Here is an 11,478-nt window from a genome sequence, read left to right as displayed (position 1 = left end):
TTTTTGGTATATAATTTTTTGGGGGGTTTGGTGGGGTGGGGGGGTTTAAAACAAAAACACCCCCCCCCCCCCCCCCCCCCCCCGCCCACCCCCCCCCCCCCCCCCCCCCCCCCCCCCCCGCTCCTCGCTTGAACGGCAGATAAAACGCCATGACTTCGCTCTCCGCACGACTCGCCAACAATCAGCGCTTCAGCTTCGTCTCCGATGCTTACGCGGCCGACACGTTCTCGGTGGTGCGCATGCACGGGCGCGAGGCGATCTCGCAACTCTTTCGCTTCGAAGTGACGCTCGTCGCCGACGACGCCGCCATCGATCTGACGAAGATGTTGCAGAACAACGCGACCTTCAGTATCGGCGCACCCGATGACAGTTCGCGCACCACGCCATATTCCGGCATGCTCGCCGAATTCGACCAGTTGCATCATGCGGGCGGCTACACGTTTTATCGCGCGGTGCTCGTGCCGCGTGCGTGGCGGCTTACGCTTACGCGCACCTGCGAGGTCTATTTGAACGAGCAGACCATTCCGCAGATTCTGGGCGGCGTGTTGCGCGACGCGCAGCTCACGGGCAACGCCGTCGATCTGAAGCTGACGGGCGAGTATCGTCCGCGCAGCTATGTGTGCCAGTTCCAGGAAAGCCACTTCGACTTCGTGTCGCGCTGGATGGAAAAGGAAGGCATGTACTACTACTTCGCGCAGAGCGGCGAGGCGGACACGTTGACCATCGTCGATGACCGCGCCATGCACGCCGCCGATGCGCTGCCGGTCAACTACCGCCCCGCCGACGAGCTGGATACGGGCGTCGCGCCGGACTCGGTGCAGAGCTTCGTGTGCCGCACGAAGCCGCTGCCCGCGAAGGTGGTGCTGCAGGACTACAACTATCGCAAGGCGTCGTTGCCGCTCGTCGCGCAGGCGGATGTATCCGCGCAAGGTTTCGGCGAAGCGATGTTCTACGGCGACAACTTCCGCGACGCCGACGAAGGCACGCGTTACGCGAAGCTGCGCGCAGAGGGGATTCTTTGCGGCGGCGTCCGTTTTCATGGTCAGGCCACCGCGGTGGGCTTGCGCAGCGGCTATTTCATGCAGATGTCGCATCACTATCGCGACGACTTCAACGGCCGCTATCTCGTGACCGAGATCACGCATGAAGGATCGCAGGCGGGCGCGCTACTCGCGGGCATCAAGACGCCGTTTAGCGAAAACGGCGCGGCGCGTGAAGAGATCATCTACCGCAACTCGTTTTCGGCGATCAAGGCGGACGTTCAGTATCGCGCGCCGCGCGACACGGCGCGGCCGACTATCGCAGGCACGCTGAACGCGACCGTCGATGCGGAGGGCAGCGGCGAATACGCCGAGCTCGACGAATACGGACAGTACACGGTGCAGTTGCCGTTCGACCGCACGGACAAGGCGGCGGCGAAAGGCTCGGCGCGCGTTCGCATGGCGACGCCTTATTCCGGCGATGGACACGGCATGCATTTTCCGCTGCTGAAGGGCGCGGAGGTGTTGCTTGCATTCAGCGACGGCGATCCGGATCAGCCGGTGATTGTCGGGACGGTGCCGAATTCGGTGAATTCGAGTGTGGTGAATCAGGGGAACCCGGCGATGAATCGAATGGTGACGAAGGGTGGAAACATCTTGGAGATGTCAGATAAGGATGGTGGCCAGACGATCCATCTTTTTTCGCCGAACGGCGCGACACATATTTTTATCGGCGCGCGCGACTAAGGCGCGATAGGCACGCGTTTCCATGTTCCTTTCATTGCATCGACAGCCACGCATCTGCGCTTTCAGGAGATAACAGTCATGAGCTTCACTCAGTTCACACTGGAAGACGTCAACACGATGACGGTCGGAACCACCAACAACCTCGCGGTCGGGGAAGTCAACTCCGCGTTTTGTACCGGCCAAACCGCACTCACAGCAACGACCAACAATTCGGTGACGCTCGGCACATATCTGGCTGCAGTGCTCGGCAACAACGTCACATGGACTTATGGGACCACGCTGGGCATGCAGGACGGTGCAACGGTCGATTTTAGCGACTCCACCTCCACGCAGGCACAAGGAACCGTAGCCCTCAAGGGCGGCATTCATCCTCTCGGCATGTCCGCACTCGCCATCCTCAAGGCCGCGATGACGGCGACCAAGGCGCTGATCGGCGTGACTGTCGCGATTAATCTCGTGTACGGCACCGCGCTCGGTGTGCTCGACGCCACCGACGTCAGCAAGGACAAGGTGAAACAGCAAGCGGCCGAGGCCGCGTCCATAGGCGTGAGCAATGCGCTGCTCACCGCGCTCCTGGTCGTCGTCGTCAAGCGACTCTCGACACTGTGCGAGGCGCTGCGCCAGACATCGACCCTGACCTTGGGACAGACCGGCGTGTCGCTCGGAACGGACTTTCTGCCAGCTTCCCAGAGCACGCTCGGAATGTCGCTTGCAGAAACCACGCTGACACGAACCACGCCGGCCGGCCAGAGTTCCATCTCATTGACGAATGCCACTGCGGGGTTCAAGCGTGTAGGCATCGACACAGGCTCGCTGAATTTCAGCGACGGCGCTTCGTCGCTCGACTTCACCGGACCAGCAGGCGCATCTTCGTTGCTGATGGGCCCGGACCAGGCAACCCTGCGCGGCGGCGACAGCAGCGTGCTCGTTACGCCCGCTACGTTGACGGCGCAGGTCGGCGCGAGCGCTCTGAACATGACGCCCGAAGATTTTCTCGTCGAGTCGTCGGGTTGCACACTCAACATGGCTCAGGAAGTGTTCGTCGCGTCCGCGCCCGGCGCCATGATGCTAATCAGCCCCGAGGCGATCGAGGCCGATTCCGCATTCATCAAGCTCGGCTAGGCGACGAACGATCATGAAAATCCTCAAACCAGATACCGCCGGACTCGTCTATCGCACGTTGCGTTTCAACGAGCGCGATCTACTTTCCATGGGGGTGCTCGTGATGTTCGCTCTCGATGCGCCGCACGATGGACCGCCACGTCTCGCCTCCGAACCGGACTTGTGGAAGGCAGGCGCCGGCGCGACGGGAGACGGCCCGCTCGATGCCGGCTTCCCGAAGCCATGCGGCGAATGGCTCGCTTATGGCGCAGCCCACGCGCCGGCAGGCACGACCGCGACACTCGTCGAAACGACCGTGCAAGTAGGCGCTTCGCGAAAATCGCTCTTTGTCTATGGCGATCGCCGCTTCGGCCCGCTCGGAACGATCTCGGCCCCCGAGCCTTTCCACCGCATGCCGCTCGATGCCACGCGCGCGTTCGGCGGTCCTGAACACGCCGCCAATCCCGCCGGGCGCGGCGCGGTGTTCGCCGGCGACTCGGACCGCGTGTTACCTAACGTCGAGACGCCGGACGCGCTGATCGCCTCGCCCAGCGATGTCCGCGAACCCGCCGGATATTGGGCATTGCCCGCCACGTCGCCGCAACGGACCGCGTTGCTCGGCGCCTTCGATGACGACTGGCTCGCAAAGCAATGGCCGCATCTTCCGGCTGACACCCGGACCGATTACTTTTGCACGGCGCCGCACGACCAGCGTATCGCGGGATTCTGGCAAGGCGACGAGCGCATTGTTGTCGATTACATGCATCCCGATCAGCCGCATCTGGCGGCGCGCCTTCCGGCACTCAGGGCGCGCTGCTTCGTGACCCGTCGTATTGCTGGCGATATGCGCTTCGAGGAGTGCGCCGCGCGCCCGGAAACCGTCTGGATCCTGCCGGAGATCGGACAGGGCATCGTGTTATATCGCGCGGTTGCAGCGCTCGGCGATGAAGACGCGGACGACATCGCGCAGTTGATGGTCGACTTCGAGAGCATGACAAGCGCGCCGTTACCCGCCGAATACTATCGAGATCGCCTGCAAGCGCGGCTTAGTCTGACGCCTCCCGTGCCAGCCGCCGCAAGTGCGTCGCCCGCCCCTGCGGCGGCCGTCGCCACCCCGCCTGCCCTGAAAGCACCCGATGCACCTGATGCACCCGCCGTAGCGGGACCGAGCGATCCGGCTGCGTTCGCCGAACTCGAATCGCTCACCGCGCAGATCGAATCGACGACTCAGAATCTGTTGTCGAAGCACGGCATGCAAGCAAGCGAGCTCGAAGCACACTTACCGCAAGCGGGCACGCCGCCGTTCGACATCAAGTCGGGTGGCGATGCGGCATCCATGCAGCGTGACCTTCAATCGCTGACGCAAACGCTAGAAAGCAGCGCCGCTGATCTGATGAAGCGCTACGAACTCACGCCAGCCGACGTCGAGAAACTAACCGCGCCCGTGCTCGGCGCGAACGGCGCCAGCGCTCCCGCCGACGCGGCGACGCTCGCCGGGCAGTTGCGCGCAGCGTTCGCGCAGACTCAACAGGCGCTCGCGGCGCGCGGCAGTTCGATCACCGGTCTTGCCGCACAGGTCACCGACCCTGAGACGGTCGCCGCACTGAACGAAGCGGCGAGCATCGACTTCGAGAGCATCGTGGGCGCGCTTTCGACCCTTGGCGCGTCTCCGACCGCTGCTGCGCCCGCGACGCAAGCGCCCGCGAGCGCCGTGCTCGGAGCGCCGCAGCCGCCTCTACCGCTACGGCTGAATCGCGACGATGTGATAGCGCGCGCCGCGGCTGGTCATTCGCTTGCCAGCCTGAATCTGAGCGGCCTCGATTTGTCAGGCGCGATGCTCGAGCGCGCCGACTTGCGCCTCGCCGTGCTCAACGACGTCCGTCTCACTGGCGCGCGGCTCTCCGGCACCGATCTGTCGGGCGCGATGCTCGCTGGCGCCGATCTCGTCGGGGCGCAACTGCACGACGCGAAGCTCGACAACGTCAGCGCCCGCAACGCCAACTTCGGCGGTGCGCAGTTGCAACGCGCGTCTCTAAGTGCGAGTGACTTTGCGGACGCGGACTTTTCGGCGGCGAATCTGGAGGGCGCGCAACTCGCCCGCGCCATCTTCAGCAACGCGAAGATGATGGGCGTGAAGGCGTCCAGATGCGGCGCGGCGAAAGCTAGTTTTTCGCGCGCGGTCCTTGCGGGCGCCGACTTCACCGGGGCAAATCTCGCGAACGCGGTATTCGATCATGCGTCAATCGCGGGCGCCAGTTTCGTCGATGCGGACTGCTCCGTTCTCCGTCTGTTCGGCACTCAGGGCGCGGGCGCGCGTTTCGACAACGCCAACCTCTCGCAATCGCGCGCGGGCCTCGCCGCAAACCTCAGCGGCGCGAGTTTCGTGGGCGCGAGGCTGAACGCGGCCGTATGGCTCGACATTGACATATCTCAGGCAAACTTCGACCAAAGCGCGCTCGATCACGTGAATTTCAGCGGCGTCATAGCCCGTGGCGCGCGCTTCGTCAACGCGCGCGCGGTGTCTATCCGTCTGTCCAAGGCCGATTTGAGCGGTGCCGATTTCAGCCGCGCCAACCTGATGAACGCCAACTTGCGACGCGCCCGCCTCGACGGCGTGCGCTTCGTCTCGAGCAATCTTTACGGTGCGCAATGCTACGGATCAACGGTCGGCAACAGCGTGCTCGACGGCGCCAACGTCGATCGCACGCTGCTGCAGATTCCCGGCCGCGTGGAAGGTGAGGTGCGCTTATGAGCGCGCTTCCCGAACTCGTGCCGGGCGCGGCGCTGTCCAGAACCAGCCTGGCGGGCGCGGACCTCGCCGGGCGCGACCTAAGCGGCTGTCTGCTGGAGGGCGTCGATTTGCGCGGCGCCGACCTTTCGCGCACGAAGCTGAATGGGGCGCGCATCCGCCAATGCGATCTTTCGGGTGCGAATCTGAATGCCAGCGTTCTCGATGGTTCCCAATGGCACAACACGCAAGTTGCCGGTGCGAGTCTGCGTGAGACGCAAGCCACACGGGTGTTCTTTACGCGTGTCGGCTTCGGACGCACCGACTTTACGAGCGCGCAAATCGAGCGCGCGATGTTCGACGGCTGCGATTTGAGCGCCGCGACCTTCGCCGGCGCTCGCGTCTATCGCAGCGATGCGCTTGCCTGCAAGTTCGACGGCGCCGACTTCACCGACGCCGATCTCACGCGCTTTACGGCCCGCGACGCCGCGCTCGCGCGGGTAACGTTCTTGCGCACTGAACTCGTACAAGCTTTCTTTCTGAACGGCGATCTTGCCGGCCAGCGCTTCGACCAATGCAACCTCCATCAGTGCCAGTTCACGAATGCGAACCTTTCCGGCTCCGATTTCACCGGTGCAGAGCTCGTGCAGACGCGTTTTGATCGCGCGAAGCTCAACGCGGCGCGCTTTGCGGGCGCATCCGGCCGATACGCGCGCTTTGCGCAAGCCGACTTGTCCGGTGCCGATCTGACCGATGCCGAATTCGTCGTGGCCGATTTCAGCGGCGCGACGCTGACCGGGTCGCGCTGCGACGGCGCGAGTTGGACGCAGGCGGTCTTCACGCGCGCCATCTGGCAACGTTCGACGTTGACGGCGGCACGCTTCACGGACTGCGATCTGTCACACGTCGATCTGACGGAATCCGATTGCGCACGCGCGGATTTCGGCAATGCCGACTTCCATGCGCTGATCGACTCGCGTACGCATTGGGCGGGCGCGTCGCGCAACCACACACGTCCCACCGATCCGGTTCGGCTGCGCGCCGAAACCTGGGGTGTTTGACTTCTACTGTCTTGGAGCACGACATGGATACGCTGCCACTTACCCCTAACGACGTTCCCGCCGGCTGCGCGCCAGCAGTCAGCACGACCCTGCGTGCCGCCACGGTGACCGGCCGCGCAGGACCATGGTTTTTGCTCGACAGTCACGCCGAGCGTGCCTTGCAGGCTCAAAGCTGTCTGCTCGAACCGCAAGCGGGCGATCTCGTCCTCGTCTGCGGCGCGTTGCCCGCACAGGCTGCAGCCGACGGCGTGACGGCAACGACCACGGTGCCGTATCTCCTCGCGGTGCTGACCCGTGCCCAACCCGACGCCGGCACCATGATGCTGCCGGGCGGCGCAAGGATCGAATCCGCCGACGGCGACTTGCGGCTTTGTGCCACGCGTATCGCGCTGAACGGCGAGGAGGCCGTCGATGCCAGCACGCGCGCGTTCTCGCTCGACGCGGTTTCGACAGCGGTCACGAGCCACCAGGCCAGCGCGCGCATAGCGTCGCTCGACGCGGGTATCGAACGTCTTACGCTAGTCGCGCGCCATTTTCTCTCGACCGTCGGACGTGCCATCTTCCGTGCAAACGACAGTTCGCGATGGATTGAGGGTAACGACGAATTGCGTGCGGGCACGGCTCGCTGGCGCGTAAGCGGCGACGCGCACTTGCACACTCGCCACACGACCCTCGTCTCCGACGAGATGACGCGCATCGACGGCTCGAAGATAGAACTGGGCTGAGGCCCGGCCCCAGTCGACAAGACGCGACGAGACAATCGCACAAACGGAGGTATGCCGTGTTTGCAGTAACCATAGCTGCTGGCGAGATGATCGCCGAACCCGATGTCTGCCAAGTGCCGACGCCCGCTGGACCGGTACCGACGCCGTTTCCGAATATCGCCATGCCCATGATGGGCACGCCGCCGGCTGAGACCGTGCTGATCTGCGGAGCGCCCGCACTCAATCTCGGCTCGGAGATTCCGTTGACCAATGGCGATCAGGCCGGCGTGGCAGGCGGCGTGGCCTCAGGCACGATCATGGGCCCGGCGCGCTTCACCGAGGGCAGCATGAAGGTAATGGTGGCCGGCAATCCCGCCGTTCGGCTTACTTCGCCGACGACGCAAAATCAAAGTAACGCCATCGGCGTCGTACTGGTGCCGAGCCAGCCTACCGTGATGATCATGAGCTGACCCCACGAGCCAAACCGCCTCAAGCAACCACAACAACGACCATGCGCCACACCGCCCTCGCCCTTCTCCTCATCGCCTGCGCCACGCTTCCCGCCGCGGCCCAGCAACCCGCCGACGACAGCGCCGCCATCCGGCAAGTCGTCGATACCTACCTGCAGCCGCTGCTCTCGTCGCATCAGGCGGCGGGGGCGATCGTCGGCGTGTCGCTGCACGGCAAGCGTTACTACTACGCATACGGCTCGGCCAACGACAACGGCGCGCCCTTCACGGCCGATAGCATCGTCGAGATCGGCTCGTGCACGAAAGTCTTCACAACCACGCTCTTCGCGCTCGCCATCGGCCGGCATCAGATCGCTCCGGATTCGTCGATACAGCGCTACATGCCCAACGGCGTCACGCTGCAAAGCGCCGCCCAGAACGTCACGCCGATGCAGCTCGCCGACTTCACTTCCGGCATGCCCGACAATCCGCCCGACGCACCGCGCAATCTGCGTTATCGCGGTATCGACCACTACACATCGGCGGACTTCTTTCGCTGGGTATCGTCGTGGTCGCCGGACGGTCCCCTGCCACGTCCCTACATGTATTCGAACGCAGGCGTCGGCGTGCTCGGCGTGACGCTCGTGCAGGCAACGGGGCGCGCGTGGGCCGATCAGCTATCGACGGATATCCTGCAACCGCTCGGCATGACGAGTTCGTTCTCGGGACCAGTCGACGTGCCGGGGCGCACGGCCGAAGGGCATCTTCGAGACGGGCAGCGCGCGCCGCAATGGCCGCTCTACGCGTGGTACGCGGCAGGTGCCATGCGCTCCACCGCCGCCGACATGTTGCGCTTCGGCGAGGCCAATCTCGGACACGGTGAAATAGACGGACGTCCGGTGCCCGCCGAACTGATCTCGGCGATGCACGCGGCTCAAGCGCCGCGCTACACGTTGCCGAACGGCATCGCGCAGCAAGGCATGGCGTGGGTCACGAACAATGGCAACGGCTCGCCCGGCTTGCATCCGGAAATTCTGAAGAACGGTGGAACGGCGGGATTCAGCTCGGTGATTCTCGTGAATCCGCACAAAGACGCGGCGATTTTTATCGCGGTCAATCAGGGCGAGACGCCGCCCGCGCCAGTGGCGATTGCCATCGGACGGCATCTGCCTTGATGCGAAGCGCCGGAGTGGCGCATCGCATCATGCGTTTTTTTTCGGCGCTTTTTTACTTCGGAATACCCACGCGCTCGCACGTCGGCAAGCCGTTTTTCGGCACCTGGGTGTAGTGCATGATGTAGCCGTTCGCGAGCCCTTGCTTCGAGGCGAGCACGATCTGTCCCAACTGAGTCTTCGAGGCCAGCGTGGCCTTAGTCGGCTGCTGTTCGATGATCAGATTCTTGAGATCGGGATTCGCGCGCGCCGCGTCCTGACCGATGATCCGCCGGACATCCGACACGCTCGACCGATACCAGCCAATGAACGGGCGATACGAAGGCCCCGCATAGTGGCTGTCGATGATCATCCACGGATCGAGTTTGTCGAGCGCCTCCAGCACGTTGTCGTTCTGGAGGATGGACGCGAGATCGCCGCCAAGACGCGAACCCGGCTCGCCGATATGCGCCGGATCGTAGCGCCAGGCATCCGGTCCATTGCGCAAATCGGACCACTTCTTGCCGGTCCAGGTCACGACGTGCGTGAGGCCAATGGTGCTCGTCGGCGTAAAGGGAACCATCTTGCCTTTGACGATCGGCGACGCGGTGATATAGAGCAAGTCGCCCGGCAGCAGATACTGCGACGTGGTGTCGAAGTTGCCGCTGTTGATATCGAGCAGAACGCCCGCTTGCTTCGGTCCCGCCCAATCAGGCGTGCTGGTTGCGCCCGCGGGCGTCATGCACGCCTGCGTGGTCACGCCGGTTTCGACTTCCGTACTGCCCGTGAGCCCCGCGAAGTTGTAGACCCAAGACGTGAAGTCCGAGCAATCCACGCCATGCCACATGACCTCGGCAGGCGTGTAAGCCGGCGTGTTCGTGGCGGTGACACCGCTCGCCTGGATCTGCTGCGAACCGGTAGCGCTGCGTTGACCGGTGCAGGTCATGCCGTACTTTGGCGTCTTGGCGCCGCTCGCGCTCGCGGCCGCACCCGACGTGCTGCCCGCCGACGAATTGCGGTACTTCGGATCGGTTCCGCCCGAATCGTCCGGCGGCAGCCAGCCCGGCACATGATGATGGCAATAGTTGATGTCCTGATCGACCCAGAAGTTTTCCACCGCCATCACGAGTTCGCGATAAAACGTGTCGGTATCGGTGCATCCTGCAGGCGCCTTGATCGCGCCGTACTGAGCGGCGAGCGGCCCCCAGCTACTGGCGGTCAGATAGGTCGCCCAATTGGTCTTGGTAAGACCGCCGGTGAGCTTTGCCTGCACGTCGTTCTGACGGCCCGCGAAGATCGCGGCGTTGTCCCTGAGCAAGGCGATGCGGTCGCCGCAAGTGGCCGCGCTGCCAATAGCCGTTTGCGCCGCGCCGGGCGCGACCGGCGCGAACTGCGCCATCGACGTAATGCCCGAGCGGTTGCCCGCGCTGCCCGCATAGGTCGCGGCGCCTTGCGTGATCGTGCAGTTGCCGCCCGAGGGTGCCGCGACGGTGCCGTCATCGGCGATATCGCCCGAGCCTGCGTGACAGGACGCGAGCGTATCGCCATTGGCTGCCTGTGCGACGATGTTCTGCGTGCTGGTATCGATGGAAGAGCCATCCGTCGTGCGGCTTTGCGATTCGGCGCCGAGCGCGAGACTCATCTTCGCGCCATCCGTGACCGTTCCGGTCGTGCCTGCGGTGACGAGCGTCGGCGTGGTCTGCTGGACGTCGATGTCACCCGCGAACGCGTTCACGCGCGCGACTGCGGCGTTAATGTTGTCGGCGCTGAGGCCGCCGGCCGCGCGTGCATCGGCGACGATTGCGTTCGAATACGCCGAGACGACCATCTGCGAAGGCGCGTTGAGATACACGGCGTCGATTTCGGTGGAAAGGCTCGTATTGGTGCCGGTCGCTTCTTCCTGATAGCTGCCGCCCGTTACGCGCACGAAGAGCGGATAGTGCAGGCTGCCCTTGAGCGCGAAGGTGCCGTCGTTGTTGGTCGTGGCAGTGGCGAGCGGCTTGTCGGAGACGGTGCCGTCGGCGGCGAGTTGATACACCGCCACTGCTGCGTTCGCAACGGGACCCATGTACACGCCACCTGGAGTGGACGGCGACGAGCTGCCGCCGCCGCATGCGGCGAGAGCGAGCGAGAGCGCGGCGCTTGCCGCGACAGTAAGAAGAACGGGCTTCACGATAACCTTGCAGAAAGGGAACTGGGCACCACGAAGACTGGCGCGTGACTGATGCCTTTACGGCATGTCACTAGCGTAGGTGAAGGCCGTCAACGGCAAATGGCCGATAAGCCTTACAAACCACGTCCATTTCCGAAGATTGAAGCGGTTAAGTGAAAGCGGTGCAAAGGGCGTTCGTCAATGGGCGAACGCCTGGGCGAAGGGGTTTGAACGGTGTCTCTTGCAGAAGCTGCTGGCGACGACGCATTCACGAAGCCCCAAGAAGATACGTACTCGCACCAGTTGTGTGTGAGCAATCGACGCTTCTAAATTCCTGATGATCGGCTCATCTAATCGATTGTCACATTCTGTTGTCGTGCTTTCGGAACAACTGCGCGTGTCGTA

The 11,478-nt window shown here is 63.9% G+C and carries 9 protein-coding genes; 7 read left to right on the top strand and 2 right to left on the bottom strand.

What is annotated here, in order from left to right; genetic code table 11:
- Positions 1 to 149: 149 nt before the first annotated feature.
- The 7 genes from NCT04_RS32490 to NCT04_RS32460 all read left to right on the top strand — a co-directional run bounded on the left by NCT04_RS32490 (position 150) and on the right by NCT04_RS32460 (position 8,945).
- The gene (locus tag NCT04_RS32490) at positions 150 to 1,727 is read left to right on the top strand and encodes a type VI secretion system Vgr family protein (RefSeq protein WP_250469935.1); all 1,578 of its coding nucleotides are present in this window, start codon (positions 150 to 152) and stop codon (positions 1,725 to 1,727) included.
- Positions 1,728 to 1,805: 78 nt separating this feature from the next.
- On the top strand, positions 1,806 to 2,849 hold the full coding sequence (locus tag NCT04_RS32485; protein WP_250469934.1) for a hypothetical protein: 1,044 nt from the start codon (positions 1,806 to 1,808) through the stop codon (positions 2,847 to 2,849).
- A gap of 13 nt (positions 2,850 to 2,862) precedes the next feature.
- The gene (locus NCT04_RS32480; protein ID WP_250469933.1) at positions 2,863 to 5,580 is read left to right on the top strand and encodes a DUF2169 family type VI secretion system accessory protein; all 2,718 of its coding nucleotides are present in this window, start codon (positions 2,863 to 2,865) and stop codon (positions 5,578 to 5,580) included.
- Positions 5,577 to 6,617, top strand: a complete 1,041-nt coding sequence (locus NCT04_RS32475; protein ID WP_250469932.1) for a pentapeptide repeat-containing protein — start codon at positions 5,577 to 5,579, stop codon at positions 6,615 to 6,617. The genes NCT04_RS32480 and NCT04_RS32475 overlap by 4 nt, the downstream gene beginning before the upstream one ends.
- 23 nt (positions 6,618 to 6,640) lie before the next feature.
- The gene (locus tag NCT04_RS32470) at positions 6,641 to 7,342 is read left to right on the top strand and encodes a DUF3540 domain-containing protein (protein WP_250469931.1); all 702 of its coding nucleotides are present in this window, start codon (positions 6,641 to 6,643) and stop codon (positions 7,340 to 7,342) included.
- A 56-nt stretch (positions 7,343 to 7,398) separates the two neighbouring features.
- Positions 7,399 to 7,791 carry a DUF4150 domain-containing protein gene (locus NCT04_RS32465; RefSeq protein WP_244831876.1) on the top strand — a complete coding sequence of 131 codons (393 nt, stop codon included), beginning with the start codon at positions 7,399 to 7,401 and terminating at the stop codon, positions 7,789 to 7,791.
- Between the two features lie 41 nt (positions 7,792 to 7,832).
- Positions 7,833 to 8,945 carry a serine hydrolase domain-containing protein gene (locus tag NCT04_RS32460; RefSeq protein WP_250469930.1) on the top strand — a complete coding sequence of 371 codons (1,113 nt, stop codon included), beginning with the start codon at positions 7,833 to 7,835 and terminating at the stop codon, positions 8,943 to 8,945.
- Between the two features lie 52 nt (positions 8,946 to 8,997).
- Here NCT04_RS32460 and NCT04_RS32455 read toward each other — a convergent pair whose 3' ends face one another.
- A complete protein-coding gene (locus NCT04_RS32455) occupies positions 8,998 to 10,989 on the bottom strand; it encodes a hypothetical protein (protein WP_284509487.1) in 1,992 nt (663 codons plus the stop codon).
- 282 nt (positions 10,990 to 11,271) lie between these two features.
- On the bottom strand, positions 11,272 to 11,478 hold a 207-nt coding region (locus NCT04_RS32450), incomplete at its 5' end, for a hypothetical protein (protein ID WP_250469928.1).

The sequence above is a fragment of the Caballeronia sp. GAFFF2 genome (assembly GCF_023631485.1).
In the GTDB taxonomy this organism is placed as follows: domain Bacteria; phylum Pseudomonadota; class Gammaproteobacteria; order Burkholderiales; family Burkholderiaceae; genus Caballeronia.
The sequence above is the reverse complement of the archived record's forward strand: the minus strand, read 5'-3'. Positions and strand labels throughout refer to the sequence as shown.

What these genes read in the sequence shown, in the direction of transcription:
- NCT04_RS32455 (WP_284509487.1), bottom strand. Translation starts at nt 10,989, where the DNA reads ATGGGTCCCGTTGCGAACGCAGCAGTGGCGGTGTATCAACTCGCCGCC.
- NCT04_RS32475 (WP_250469932.1), top strand. Translation starts at nt 5,577, where the DNA reads ATGAGCGCGCTTCCCGAACTCGTGCCGGGCGCGGCGCTGTCCAGAACC.
- NCT04_RS32490 (WP_250469935.1), top strand. Translation starts at nt 150, where the DNA reads ATGACTTCGCTCTCCGCACGACTCGCCAACAATCAGCGCTTCAGCTTC.
- NCT04_RS32485 (WP_250469934.1), top strand. Translation starts at nt 1,806, where the DNA reads ATGAGCTTCACTCAGTTCACACTGGAAGACGTCAACACGATGACGGTC.
- NCT04_RS32470 (WP_250469931.1), top strand. Translation starts at nt 6,641, where the DNA reads ATGGATACGCTGCCACTTACCCCTAACGACGTTCCCGCCGGCTGCGCG.
- NCT04_RS32460 (WP_250469930.1), top strand. Translation starts at nt 7,833, where the DNA reads ATGCGCCACACCGCCCTCGCCCTTCTCCTCATCGCCTGCGCCACGCTT.
- NCT04_RS32480 (WP_250469933.1), top strand. Translation starts at nt 2,863, where the DNA reads ATGAAAATCCTCAAACCAGATACCGCCGGACTCGTCTATCGCACGTTG.